The sequence below is a fragment of the Lactiplantibacillus pingfangensis genome, from assembly GCF_005404945.1.
In the GTDB taxonomy this organism is placed as follows: Bacteria; Bacillota; Bacilli; order Lactobacillales; family Lactobacillaceae; genus Lactiplantibacillus; species Lactiplantibacillus pingfangensis.
Map to the genome: position 1 here is coordinate 42,775 of NZ_BJDG01000002.1, position 12,812 is coordinate 55,586.

Consider the following 12,812-nt stretch of genomic DNA (forward strand, 5'->3'; position numbering starts at 1 on the left):
GATTATTCGGCACCAGGTTGTTGTATAATCAAGCTTATCTTAGGAAAATAAGGAGCGTTATTATTGTGGCAGAAGAATCTAGACTTCGTGGTCAAGCAGAAGACTCACGGATTGATTGGGGTATTATTTTCTCAATCATGATGCTAGGCTTGATTGGGCTGGCCTCAATTTATGTCGCCGCCAGTCACGATTCAAGTGTAGTTAATGTGACCAAACAAGTTGTGACCCAAATCATGTGGTTTGTGATTGGGACAACGTTGGCTATTATTATTATGCAATTTGACTCCGAACAACTCTGGCGGGTGGCGCCATTGGCCTACTGGTTCGGGATATTCCTCTTGGTGGCGGTCTTAGTCTTGTATAGTCGCTCAATGTATGCAAGCACTGGGGCCAAAAGTTGGTTTGCCGTTGGATCATTAACCTTTCAGCCGTCAGAAATTATGAAGCCCGCGTTTATTTTGATGTTAGGGCGGGTCGTGACCAATCATAATACAGAATATCCGGCACATACGACAGCCGGTGATTGGCAATTAATCGGTAAGTTAGTCGCTTATACCGTGCCATTAATTATTTTATTAAAATTACAAAATGACTTTGGGACGATGTTGGTCTTTTTCGCCATTTTGGGTGGCGTGATTTTGGTCTCTGGGATTTCTTGGCGGCTACTTGCACCAGCATTTGGTATTGTATTCGTGTTTGCTGGGACGGTGCTTTTTCTAGTTATTACCAATAGTGGCCGGAGCATTTTGGAAGCAGTTGGCTTCAAAGCTTATCAATTTGCACGAATTGATACTTGGCTAAATCCCTCAACCGATACGTCAAACAACGCGTATCAAGTTTGGCAAAGTATGAAGGCGATTGGTTCTGGTCAGATTACTGGTCGTGGCTTTAATGTCTCACACGTCACGGTACCGGTTCGTGAATCTGATATGATCTTTTCCGTCATTGGCGAGAACTTTGGTTTCATCGGTTGTACGATTGTCGTGTTATTATATTTCTTATTAATTTATCAAATGATCCGTGTGACTTTTGATACAAAAAATGAGTTTTATGCTTACATTTCGACTGGGGTTATTATGATGATCTTATTCCATGTTTTTGAAAATATTGGAATGAGTATTGGACTATTACCAATGACCGGGATTCCGTTGCCGTTTATTAGTCAAGGGGGTTCGGCGTTGATTGCGAATATGGCCGGGATTGGGCTAATCATGTCGATGCGGTTCCATTACAAGTCATACATGTTTAGCCGCAATGATCGGTTTGAATAATGAGTTAAATCAAGGAAAGCATGGTGTTGAATATGAGTGAAGATGCAAATTATTTTTGGACAAAAGATACTGACGGTCATACCCGAATTGGGTTAACAAAAGCTGCGCATGAAGCCTTAGGCGAAGTGAAGTATGCTGAGTTACCCGCCGTTGGTGACAAGGTTAGCCAAAAAGAAGCTTTCCTGAGCATTGAAGCAACTAAAGCAGTTTCAGAATTTAACTGCCCCATCAATGGGACAGTAACGGCGGTTAATCCCGCTTTGAAAGATGATTTTAAAGCCTTGAACAGTTTAGAAGATGGCGTCGCTTGGTTAATTGACGTCGATTAATTTTGGGGCTTGACAAGCAAAAAAGTCCTCGGTATACTCAGGACATTAATAATTCATTAGAAAATGTCATTTTGAAGAGATGAGTACGCGGCAGCGACTACTAAGAGAGTCCCAGTTTGGTGCAAAGGGATTAGGCGTGAAGCGGAAGATGGTCTTGAATCAATGCAATTCGGCGAGCAATGGTTAGCCGGGTTTGGATTGCACCCATTATCGTGCAGAGTTAAGAACTAACTCTTGAGACAGCTTGTGTGAGCAAGTTGCAAAGATGGGTGGTACCGCGAGACTAAGCTTCTCGTCCTATTGGTTATGATGGTGATCATAATTGATAGGACGAGAAGCTTTTTTGTTTGCAATGTGATTGAGATTGATAAATGATTAAGACAATAAAATTGGTTCAGACCAATTTCACTGGCATAAGAGGAGGAAATGACTTGATCGAATTTAAAGATGTGACCAAAACATTTGATAGCAAGCAAGGCAGCGTGCATGCGGTTCAAGATGTGAACTTAAAAATCGAAGATGGCCATATTTATGGCATTGTTGGTTATTCCGGCGCGGGTAAAAGTACCTTAATTCGGATGTTAAATGGGCTTGAAACGCCGACGAGTGGGGCCGTTAATATTGACGGTGTTGAAATTTCAGCATTAACTGGGGCGGCGTTACGAGAACAACGCCATAAGATCGGCATGATTTTCCAACATTTCAACTTATTGTGGTCGCGCACGGTTTTGGAAAATATTATGTTTCCATTGGAAATCGCCGGTAACAATAAAGCCGATGCCAAGAAAAAAGCGGAGCATCTGGCTGAGTTAGTTGGGTTGACTGGTCGCGAAACGGCGTATCCTTCCGAGTTATCTGGAGGCCAGAAGCAACGGGTTGGGATCGCTCGGGCGTTAGCTAATGACCCACAGATTTTGCTTTCCGATGAAGCAACCAGTGCGTTGGATCCACAAACCACTGATGAAGTGCTGGATTTATTACTAGACATCAATAAAAAATTGAATTTGACGATTGTGCTAATCACCCATGAAATGCATGTTATTCGTAAGATCGCGGATCATGTGGCCGTCATGGAAGACGGTAAAATTGTTGAACAAGGCCCCGTTTTGGAAGTCTTTAAACGACCCAAGCAGGCTGTGACCAAACGTTTCGTGAACGAAGAAGTGACACCATCCTTGAACGAAACCACCGCGGTTGTGGGACAATTGCTTGAAAAGTATCCGAAAGGAACCATCGTTCAATTAACTTTCCATGGCGATCAAGCGCAATTACCAATCGTTTCGGAAATGTTGAAGCAATATACGTTAGACTTAAACATTATCGAAGGGGCGATTCACCAAACCCAAGAAGGGGCGATCGGCTCGTTATATATTCAAATTAGCGGTGATCAGGATCAACTTGATGGCGCGCTAGCTTACCTACAAAAAATGCGCGTTGAAACGGAGGTCTTGAATCGTGAATAGTCAGGGATTAGGCTCATACTTTAATTTCTCAACTGTTGATTGGGGTAACATGTTGAGTTCTACTTGGGAAACGATTTGGTTGACCTTAGTGTCCATGATCGTTGTCGCAATTTTAGGCATCGCGTTAGGCTTGCTATTATTCGAAACGACGAACAGCCAAAACCCATTGGCTAAATTACTCAATTGGGTGGTTGCCTTATTCGTCAACGTCTTTCGGTCCATTCCATTTATTATTTTAATTGTTTTGTTATTACCAATCACGCAAAAATTGGTCGGGACGATTATCGGTCCCAGAGCAGCCTTGCCGTCACTTATCATTTCGGCGGCGCCATTTTATGCCCGGATGGTTGAGTTAGCCTTTCATGAACTTGATCATGGGGTCGTTGAAGCGGCAGAATCCATGGGAGCTACCCGCTGGCAGATTATTCGCAAGGTGTTATTGCCTGAAAGCATGCCAGCATTAGTTTCTGGTATCACCGTGACCACGATTTCGTTGATTGGTTATACCGCAATGGCTGGCGCGATTGGTGCTGGGGGCCTTGGTAACTTGGCTTACCAAGATGGGTTCCAATCGAATAACAATGCGATTACGTTAGTCGCAACAGTTATTATTGTGATTATCGTCTTTATCTTTCAGTTTATCGGTGATTTTGCGGTCAAGCATATCGATAAACGCGCAAATTAACGGGTTTAGGCAATTTTAAAAAAGGGTTCAACAATTTGATTAGGAGGAATTAAGTATGCGAAAAAAGCGGATTTTAGGGTTATTAGCTGTGGCGGCAACGGCCTTTTTATTAGTCGGATGCGGCAAGTCAACGTCTTCAAAGACGACGACCATTACAGTTGGGGCTTCAGCGGTGCCACACGCTGAGATTTTAAAACATATCCAACCAGAATTGAAAAAGGAAGGCGTTAACTTAAAGATTAAAGTTTTCCAAGATTACGTTTTGCCGAATAAGGCCTTGGCTTCTAAAGAATTGGATGCTAATTATTTCCAGCATGTGCCATTTTTAGATAACTGGAACAAAGAGAATAACGGTAGCATAGTTTCAGCAGGCGCCGTTCACTTGGAACCAATCGGGGTTTTCTCAAAGAAAGTCAAAAATCTTAAAGACTTAAAAGACGGCGCAACCGTCTTAGTTAGCAGCAATGTTGCTGACTACGGCCGAGTCTTAACTTTGTTCAAAGATGCTGGACTGATCACCTTGAAGAAGGGGACCGACATTACGTCAGCTAATTTTAGTGATATCGCGACGAATAAGAAGCACTTAGTCTTCAAGCATTCTTACGAAGCAAAGCTAATGCCTCAATTTTACAAGAATAATGAAGGCGACGCCGTTGTCATCAATGCCAACTATGCGGTTCAAGCTGGTTTAGATCCACGCAAAGATGCCATCGCGCTTGAAAAATCCGATTCGCCATACGCTAATATCGTGGCGGTTCGGAAGGGTGACAAAGATAAGCCAGCTATTAAGAAATTAATGAAGGCACTTCGGTCGAAGAGCACCCAAACTTGGATCAAGAATCATTACAAAGGGGCAATTTTGCCAGTTAGCTCAACCAACTAAAACGGTGAAAAGTCAGTCTGAAAATGACTGGCTTTTTGTTTACATTAAAATCGCATGAGACTAGGCGCCGCTTGACTTTAGCCCCCCTGCAAGGTACGCTAACTTTAGCAAATAATTTACAGAATGGAGTTAGTGTTATGCGTAAATATGGTGTGATTGGTTTAGGTCAAGTTGGGGCAACAGTCGCTTACACATTAGTGCAACATGGGACCGTTGACGAGTTAGTTTTGATTGATCATGATGAAGCCTTGGCACGCGCACAAAAGTTAGACTTAGATGATGCGTCGCCACGCTTGGGTTCCACAACTAAAATAATTTTGAATGATTATGCGGCCTTAGCGGATGCAGAAGTGCTGATTGTGGCTTCTGGGAATATCGGGGCCATTGATATGACTAGCTCAAAGGGGCGTTTTGGTGAATACGAGTCTAATCAAGCGATCGTTCGCGATATTGCACCTAAAATTGTGGCATCTGGTTTTAAAGGCATTTTAATTGATATTATGAATCCTTGTGACGTAATGACCGACTATTTACAACGCATGACCGGCTTCGCCCGCAACCGGGTCTTTGGCACTGGGACGTTCTTGGACACTGCTCGGATGCAAAAATACGTTGGCCAAGCCTTAGGCACTAACGGTAAAAATGTGGCCGGCTATGTTTACGGTGAACACGGCAATTCACAATTTGTTGCGTGGTCAACCGTCGCGGTCAATGGTCAACCCATTGCAAACTTTAAAACTTTAGACTTGAAACAGCTTGAAGAAGATGCCCGTCAAGGCGCTTTTGCCGTTATGGCAGGGAAGCACTACACTAACTTTGCGATTGCCACTTGTGGGGTGCGACTTGCGGAAGCAGTCAGCGCCGACGAACAACTTGCTTGTCCAGTATCAGCCTTTGATCCTGATTTCGGCACCTACGTTGGGATGCCAGCCGTGATTGGCAAGAACGGGATTGAATCACTGATTCATTTGGAACTGACCGCTGCAGAGCAGGACTCATTAGCTTCGTCAGCCAAATTCATCAAGTCAAAGGTTGATGTCTTACCACAGGCGGCAAAATAGCCGACAAACAAACTACTAGCCCAAATAATTAGTCGTTTCAACGAAGCTCGCTTTCGTTGGGCGGCTTTTTAGGTTAGTCGTTGAAAGCGGGCCTGCTAGTAAACACTTGCCTGCCGCTTCCAGTTGGGACTGATTGCATGCGGTCGTGGGACCGGTCCGAGCCAGGGGCGTCTCGGACCTCGCCCGGAACCCTTGCAAAAGGCGCAAGTGTCCCGGACCGTCCGTGGTGTAAAGACCGATACAATCAGTCCCAACCTTCAGCTAAGTTGGCATAGTGGGAACAGGTAGAGTCAGTCAGCATACAGGCGACTAAAAAAACATGGATCATCGGCTTTTAGGTGAAGCTGCAAACCATCCTTGGGCTAAGGCATGTAGTCATAAATACTTGTAGCTGTCCGATCTTTAGGTCGTGCTTGACGCGCTAAATTTATACGGCTCGTGTAAAATTTTTCTCAGCAGGAAAATAGTTGACAAAAAGACACTTTCATTTCTAAGTGAGTCACCACACACCCAATAGAGAGTAGTGGTCTCACATGAAATAGTTGAATACTAAATGGTCAACTCAAAATAGCACACAGATATAGCCGTGAGGGGGCTTCGTTTGGGGCTCAGCCGTGGCATTTGACTTAGTGCGGTGGTTTGTCCGCGGTTAGTCAAAAACCAGCTTTTGAGACCGCTTTTTGGCTCAAAAATGGTTCATGGCGTTCCAGCCCCAAACGAAGCCCCCGGCAGGCGGAAATTAGAACGAAAGACTTAACGGTTATGGATTTAGAGAGAATTTGCCCCATACATTAACGTGTAAGCGATGTGCAAAGTCTGGCAATCATGATAAAATGAAGGATAAAAACGAGCAATCGAGGTTATTATGGAAGCACAGAAATTAGCAACTTTAAAAGCTGACGTGACGAAGCTACGCCAACAATTACGTGCTGGTGACTTGTATCAATCACTCCCACAGCGGCTGGGCGACTTGATTGATCAAATACCAGTGACACCGGCCACAACCGTTGTTGCGGTGGACGATGGCGACGTTTTAGATTTAATCAAACAGTTACACGCTGGCTTGGATGCTGGCAACCTTACCGAAATTAATGACGACCAATTGACTTTATTGTTGGCACATCTGGGCTCAACGAATGCGCTGGTTCGCGATCGGGGCTGCTACTATTTGCTCAACGAGGCGTTACAGCAGCAATTGTTGACGAGTGATCAGTTAGGAACGATTTTTGATACGTTGGTGCAAGATGATCATTTATTTACACATATTGATCAACCGGAAAATGATGGCGTCTATCAACGGTCATTTTCAATCTTGATTTTATCGGTATTGTTATACGCCGATCACGCTGGCATGGCCTTTATGACCGCAGCACGCTTGGAACAGGTGGTGCAACAATTTACGACTTACTTGCTCTTAGAACGGGATACGCGTGGTTTCGTGGCTGATCATGGTTGGGCTCACGCCTTTACGCACATGGGGAACTTGTTAGACGAACTGGCAGATGAGAATGAGTTGGCTCGGGCCGATAAATTGATGATGTTAGCGTGTTTGATTGAACGCTACCAGCGCTTGACGACACCACTGATTTTTGGCGAAGCTGAGCGGTTATCCACTTACTTGGCGTTGATTACGACTAAAGATGACCTCTATGCAGATTATTTGTTGCGGGCCTTTAAAAAGTGGCATCAGCGCTTAGCAATGGGCGCGGCACCTGCCAGTGAGGCTGCTTGGACTCGGGTGTTTAATCGCAATCGGTTATTGGAAGCCATGGCGTTACATGATGATTTTCCAACGTCAATTGTGGATTATTTAGATGACGAATTAGAATTCTTAGGTTAGTTTGAAAGGGAGTTACGGTGATGCAAGCAAAAGCAGTTGGCGCATATGCTGGACACGCAATCAGTGATGAAAAGGCGTTTGAGGACGTGACGATTGAGGTTGCGCAACCGACTGGACGCGACGTTTTAGTCGAAATTCAGGCTGTTTCAGTCAATCCGATTGATACGAAACAACGACAAACGCAACCAGCCACGCAGATTCCGCGGATTTTAGGCTTTGATGCGGTTGGTCGCGTGATTGCAGTGGGCGACGCGGTGACGAGTCTGATGACGGATGATGTTGTTTATTATGCTGGTGCCAATGATCGACCCGGCAGCAATGCCCAATATCAACTGGTCGATGAACGTTTGGCCGCACTCGCACCGAAAAATTGGGCGGTGACGGCCGCCGCGGGGTTACCGTTGACTGGGTTGACCGCCTGGGAAGCGTTATTTGAAAAGTTGGCTTGGCAACCGGCCAAAAATGCTAATGCCGGGCACTCAGTCTTAATTGTTAATGGTGCTGGTGGTGTCGGTTCAGTCGCGATTCAATTGGCAAAATGGGCGGGCCTGACGGTGATTACGACTGCCGGACAATCTAAGACGACTGCTTGGGTCAAAGACCTCGGCGCTGATATTGTCTTGGATTATCATCAAGATTTGGCGACGCAACTCGCCGCGCATCAGATTAGCACGGTGGACAGTGCAATTTTGTTACAGTCCACTGATGCGTATTTACCGATAGTGGCACCGTTGATGCGGCCGTTAAGCACCATCGTTGCGGTGGTCACGAATGCTGAACCATTACCGATGGCACTTTTAAAAGCAAAAAGTTTAAACTTTGCTTGGGAATTCATGTTCACGAAAGCCGACTATCAGTTGCCAGAAATGGCGACCCAAGGCATGATTTTGGCGAAGATGGCCCAGTTGGCAGATGATGGCATTTTGCAACCAACGACGAAAAAAGTGATTGACGGCATTAGTGCCGCGACCTTAAAAGCGGCCCATGCTAGCGTTGAAACGGGGCAAATGTTAGGTAAATTAGTCTTAACGGCTCCCTTTAATGCATAATAGCGGTTTCAAAGTTGCAAAACTATTTCCAATTTTAACAAGGTATTGTAAAATTAGGACAGCCGTAATATGAAATAAATCTTGATAGGATGAACATAAATGGACACACAAAAAAAGATCCATGTTGGCATGTTGTTTGGCGGAAACTCTTCTGAACATGACGTTTCGAAGCGTTCCGCTCATAATATTTACGATGCAATGGACAAAAACAAGTACCAGATTGACTTATTCTTGATTACCAAGAATGGGATTATCTTAAGTGATGCGGCAACGCGTCGGATCTTTGATGGTGAACCAGAAGATAAAGTCGTGGCAGAAGAACTGCCTAAGCTGGATATGAGTGATCCATTGGCGCCAATCAAGAATTTGGCAGCGGCCAAGGACATTGATATTTTCTATCCAGTTGTGCATGGCAACTTGGGTGAAGATGGCACTTTACAAGGGTTATTCAAGTTATTGAAAAAGCCTTATGTTGGCAGTGGCGTCTTAGCCTCCGCAGCAAGTTTTGATAAGGACATTACGAAGCAAATCTTGACGCATCACCATATTCAAAATACGAAGTACGTGGTTGTCACACCTGAAAATCGGGAACAGATGACTTATGCGTATTTGACAGAACATGTGGGTGCGCACTTGTTTATCAAGCCAGCCAACCAAGGCTCCTCGGTTGGGATTCACAAAGCTGAAAATGAACAAGACTATTTAGACGGGTTAGCGGATGCCTTCAAATATGATTACAAGATCTTAGTTGAAGAATCCATTGATCATCCACGCGAAGTGGAATGCTCAATTTTAGGGAACGAAGATGCCGTGGCTTCCAAGCTGGGGGCCATCGACGTGCCTAAGAGCGACACGTTCTATGATTATAATAATAAGTTCGTGGATGCTAGTGGTGTCACGTTTGAATTACCGGTTGACTTACCTGCTGATTTGACAAAACGAATTCAAGACATGTCATTAGGGGCTTTCAAAGCTTTGGGCTTGAAGGGTATGGCACGTGTGGACTTTTTGGTCTCTGAAGATGGCGAACCTTATTTGGGTGAAATCAACACCTTGCCTGGATTCACTAACATTAGCTTGTATCCAAAATTGATGGAAGTTTCAGGGATTGGTTATACTGATTTAATCGATCGTCTGATTCAACTTGGTTTTGACGAATTCAAACGTCAATCTGAGATTCATTATGATTTCGTGGCGTTGGACGCAGAATAGTTCAGTTAAACGCTTGAAACGGTCGAGGTGAAAGTGATTTCATCGCGACCGTTTTTTACATATTGGGGAAACGAGGGCGATGGTGACGAAAATTTTGATTGGGCTAAAACGGGGCAACAATCAACTTAGTGGCCCGTTGAGTTTTTGGTGGGTGAGTGGCTTCTTTTGGGCGTTAATGGTGAAATGGTTAGGTCTGCAATTTGGCGGCTGGGTTAGTTTACTTGGCCTACTCGGATTAAGTTTTTGGTTGCCGATCTTGGCGGAACGGACGAGTGCACAAGCCTGGTCTTGGCGTCAACGAGGTTTTATCTGGCTTGGTCAATTGATTCTGGGATTAATTTGGTTACCCTTTGGCTGGGGTGGGTATTTAGCCACACTGCAAGCCAGTATTCAGTTGCCGGCCGAGTTTCAAAATACGCTTTTCATGACCCGTTATGATTGGTTACCGTGGGTGGTCCCGATTTGGGGACTGTTATGGCTAGGGTCACTCAAATGGCTACCGGCGTGGCGCAATCAGCTTCAGGCGCCTACCGGATGGCGGGACTGGTGGCGACAAGGTTGGCGGCAACGGTGGTGGCCAGTATGTCGTAAGTTGGTTAGGTTAGTTGGCTGGGTCATTGGTTGGCTAATGCTGGCGCTGGTCTTAATTTTGGTGACTGGTGGGCTGGAAAATGGCAACGTTGAACTTGGCCGCATTGTCGCTATTTTAAGTGTGGCGAGTTTGCAAGGGCTGGCCTGGGTCATTTTGGCCAGTTGGTGGGCCGGCTGGTTTAAGCTGCCGATGACAAGGCCTACCAAACTGAGTCGTTATTTAATCACTGGGCTGATAATTGTGACAATCGGCGGTGCGAGGTGGTGGCTACAAACGCCCCCAACGGCCACAACAGCCATTATTGCGCATCGGGGTGTCAATGGTGACGATGGTGTGCAAAATACCACGAGCGCCCTTAAAAGGACGGTACAGGCGACAACCCCGGCCTATGTCGAAATGGACATTCAACCGACCGCTGATCGCCACTGGGTCGTCATGCACGATCCGACCTTACAAAATTTAGCCGATAAGCCGGGTCCGGTGCAGGCTTATCGCTTACAACAACTGGCAGGCTTGCCGTTAAGAGAGCATGGGCAACGTGGCGAATTGAGCACCTTTAACCAATACATGCGTGCGGCACAAAAATTGAAACAGCCTTTGTTGGTCGAGATCAAGGCTGTCGGTGATGCCGTTCAGTTGATTTCGCCATTTGCGGACCAGTATGCGGCCAAGATTGCCGCCGGTGGTGGCGCGATCCACTCGCTAGATTATCAAGTGCTCGTCCGGCTAAAGCAACGGACCCGGCAGTTGCGTGTCGGTTATATCACACCATTTTATTTAACCGCGTTCACGCCCAACGTGGCGAATTTCTACTCGTTACAAGCATTGACCGTTACTCGAGAACAACTTGCAACGGCGAAACGTGAGCATAAAGCGGTCTATCTGTGGACTGTTGATCGGCCGATGCAGCTACAGCGGCTCTCAGCACTTGGTCCAACGGGGATCATCACGAATCAACCGGGACGGCTGCGCCGATTGCAAAACCAAGCACCGCACTATTATTTTTACCAGCTTATTAATTGGGTAATTAGTTTATGATAGCGACTGTGGTTAAAATGAGAAGATTAAGAAATAGCGAGTGCTTTTAAAAGACGGCAGAATAGTCTTTTTTGATGGGATAGGTTAATAATTATAAACACTGTTAAATTCTAGTTTGAATCGGTTTCATTAGTCCGGTGACTGAGTTAACTATGCGTAAATTAGTTGTGATAACTAATCAGAAAGCTGGATAATTATTAAGTGAACTGGGACATTAACCCTAGTATAACTTAATATTAAATAAGAATTACTCTTATTTCTTGCGTATTATCACTTATCTGAATATAATAATATGCGTAATTGGTATTGTCCAATTTGACTGTGGACAACTGATTATTTAATCGAAACTTGAGGATTGATTAGATGTTAGCGACGTTGGGCTTGCGAGTGGGGTCGGGGCTAACGGTGATTAAATTAGTGTTAGGTTGAGGCAGTAGACAAAAGAGGGGTTTAAGATGAGAATATTGGGAGAGAAAGTTCGGCAATTCCGGAAGCGTAAAGGCATGTCGCAAAAAGAATTGGCGGAGGGTATTTGTACCCAAGCAACGATTAGCTTAATTGAGAAAAAAAGCAAGATTCCTAGCATGAAAATTATGATGAAAATTTGTAATCGATTAGGAATTCGTTTGTCTGATGTGATCGTGGAAAATGATGATCAGTTATATCGCACCTTCAAAAAAATTGATTCTTTGATTCGACATGATCAGTTGGAAGCGGCTAATGATGTCTTTACTAAGATTCGACCAAAACAGCTCCGGAGTAATACCGACAAGAAACAATACTATTACTATGAGGGCTATATCCAATTAGTGTTGAATGACAATCCTGATGAAGCCATTTTTAATTTTGGGATGTTATTGAACCAATTTGTGAAGTCGAGTCATGATATGTTTGCCATTTTGGCAACATTAGGCACTGGACTAGCCTACGAACGTAAGCAGTCCTATGACAAGGCAGAAATCTTCGTCAAGCAAGCCGTCGCAACGCTCCATACGATGGATGCCCAAGCGATGCCAATTGGCGATGATGATTATTTACAAAATGAAATTTTGATTTATGCCTCCGCGGCGCAACTTTATGCGAAAATCAATTTCCCAGAGGAAGCGTTGGAGTTAATTGATTTGGCCTTGAAGAAGGCACAAGAAAGCCAGTCATTGTACTTGTTAGATCGGCTGTACGCGCAAAAGGCGGCCAACGAAGTGGTCTTAAATAATGTGGCTTCGGCGCATGATCACTACTACGTCGCTTACGCGTTGAGCTTAGTGACACATAATGAAAAGCTCACTCAGAAAATTACTAAAGAAATGGCTGAATATCACATTGCACCTTTGCAAGTGGCCAATGAAGCTTAATTAAAAAATGACATCCAGTATTGCGTGAAAGCAACTG

At 44.8% G+C, this 12,812-nt stretch carries 11 protein-coding genes; all 11 read left to right on the plus strand.

The genetic code is table 11. From position 1 onward, the window contains the following. Positions 1 to 65 precede the first annotated feature (65 nt). The 11 genes from FFM74_RS00620 (at position 66) to FFM74_RS00670 (ending at position 12,775) form a co-directional block, all read left to right on the plus strand. Positions 66 to 1,271 carry an FtsW/RodA/SpoVE family cell cycle protein gene (locus tag FFM74_RS00620; RefSeq protein WP_137624723.1) on the plus strand — a complete coding sequence of 402 codons (1,206 nt, stop codon included), beginning with the start codon at positions 66 to 68 and terminating at the stop codon, positions 1,269 to 1,271. A 32-nt stretch (positions 1,272 to 1,303) separates the two neighbouring features. Next, complete coding sequence (locus tag FFM74_RS00625; protein WP_137624724.1) at positions 1,304 to 1,600, plus strand: glycine cleavage system H family protein; 297 nt, start codon at positions 1,304 to 1,306, stop codon at positions 1,598 to 1,600. 431 nt (positions 1,601 to 2,031) lie between these two features. Beyond that, on the plus strand, positions 2,032 to 3,063 hold the full coding sequence (locus FFM74_RS00630) for a methionine ABC transporter ATP-binding protein (protein WP_137624725.1): 1,032 nt from the start codon (positions 2,032 to 2,034) through the stop codon (positions 3,061 to 3,063). Continuing rightward, positions 3,056 to 3,748 carry a methionine ABC transporter permease gene (locus FFM74_RS00635; RefSeq protein ID WP_137624726.1) on the plus strand — a complete coding sequence of 231 codons (693 nt, stop codon included), beginning with the start codon at positions 3,056 to 3,058 and terminating at the stop codon, positions 3,746 to 3,748. The genes FFM74_RS00630 and FFM74_RS00635 overlap by 8 nt, the downstream gene beginning before the upstream one ends. A gap of 55 nt (positions 3,749 to 3,803) precedes the next feature. Continuing rightward, positions 3,804 to 4,631, plus strand: coding sequence for a MetQ/NlpA family ABC transporter substrate-binding protein (locus FFM74_RS00640; RefSeq protein WP_137624727.1), 828 nt, complete (start codon positions 3,804 to 3,806; stop codon positions 4,629 to 4,631). Positions 4,632 to 4,768: 137 nt separating this feature from the next. Continuing rightward, positions 4,769 to 5,692 (plus strand): L-lactate dehydrogenase, encoded by a 924-nt coding sequence (locus tag FFM74_RS00645; protein ID WP_137624728.1) that lies wholly within the window; start codon positions 4,769 to 4,771, stop codon positions 5,690 to 5,692. Between the two features lie 865 nt (positions 5,693 to 6,557). Then, the gene (locus FFM74_RS00650) at positions 6,558 to 7,532 is read left to right on the plus strand and encodes a DUF2785 domain-containing protein (RefSeq protein ID WP_137624729.1); all 975 of its coding nucleotides are present in this window, start codon (positions 6,558 to 6,560) and stop codon (positions 7,530 to 7,532) included. A 20-nt stretch (positions 7,533 to 7,552) separates the two neighbouring features. Further along, complete coding sequence (locus FFM74_RS00655; RefSeq protein WP_137624730.1) at positions 7,553 to 8,581, plus strand: zinc-binding alcohol dehydrogenase family protein; 1,029 nt, start codon at positions 7,553 to 7,555, stop codon at positions 8,579 to 8,581. 99 nt (positions 8,582 to 8,680) lie between these two features. Continuing rightward, positions 8,681 to 9,793, plus strand: coding sequence for a D-alanine--D-alanine ligase family protein (locus FFM74_RS00660; RefSeq protein ID WP_137624731.1), 1,113 nt, complete (start codon positions 8,681 to 8,683; stop codon positions 9,791 to 9,793). 79 nt (positions 9,794 to 9,872) lie between these two features. Continuing rightward, on the plus strand, positions 9,873 to 11,423 hold the full coding sequence (locus FFM74_RS00665) for a glycerophosphodiester phosphodiesterase family protein (RefSeq protein ID WP_137624732.1): 1,551 nt from the start codon (positions 9,873 to 9,875) through the stop codon (positions 11,421 to 11,423). Positions 11,424 to 11,878: 455 nt separating this feature from the next. Next, positions 11,879 to 12,775, plus strand: coding sequence for a helix-turn-helix transcriptional regulator (locus FFM74_RS00670; protein ID WP_137624733.1), 897 nt, complete (start codon positions 11,879 to 11,881; stop codon positions 12,773 to 12,775). The last annotated feature ends 37 nt before the right edge of the window (positions 12,776 to 12,812 follow it).

Bases quoted from the DNA above. Each gene is read 5' to 3' on its own strand.
- FFM74_RS00645 (WP_137624728.1), top strand. From the start codon at position 4,769: ATGCGTAAATATGGTGTGATTGGTTTAGGTCAAGTTGGGGCAACAGTC.
- FFM74_RS00665 (WP_137624732.1), top strand. From the start codon at position 9,873: ATGGTGACGAAAATTTTGATTGGGCTAAAACGGGGCAACAATCAACTT.
- FFM74_RS00660 (WP_137624731.1), top strand. From the start codon at position 8,681: ATGGACACACAAAAAAAGATCCATGTTGGCATGTTGTTTGGCGGAAAC.
- FFM74_RS00670 (WP_137624733.1), top strand. From the start codon at position 11,879: ATGAGAATATTGGGAGAGAAAGTTCGGCAATTCCGGAAGCGTAAAGGC.
- FFM74_RS00640 (WP_137624727.1), top strand. From the start codon at position 3,804: ATGCGAAAAAAGCGGATTTTAGGGTTATTAGCTGTGGCGGCAACGGCC.
- FFM74_RS00625 (WP_137624724.1), top strand. From the start codon at position 1,304: ATGAGTGAAGATGCAAATTATTTTTGGACAAAAGATACTGACGGTCAT.
- FFM74_RS00655 (WP_137624730.1), top strand. From the start codon at position 7,553: ATGCAAGCAAAAGCAGTTGGCGCATATGCTGGACACGCAATCAGTGAT.
- FFM74_RS00650 (WP_137624729.1), top strand. From the start codon at position 6,558: ATGGAAGCACAGAAATTAGCAACTTTAAAAGCTGACGTGACGAAGCTA.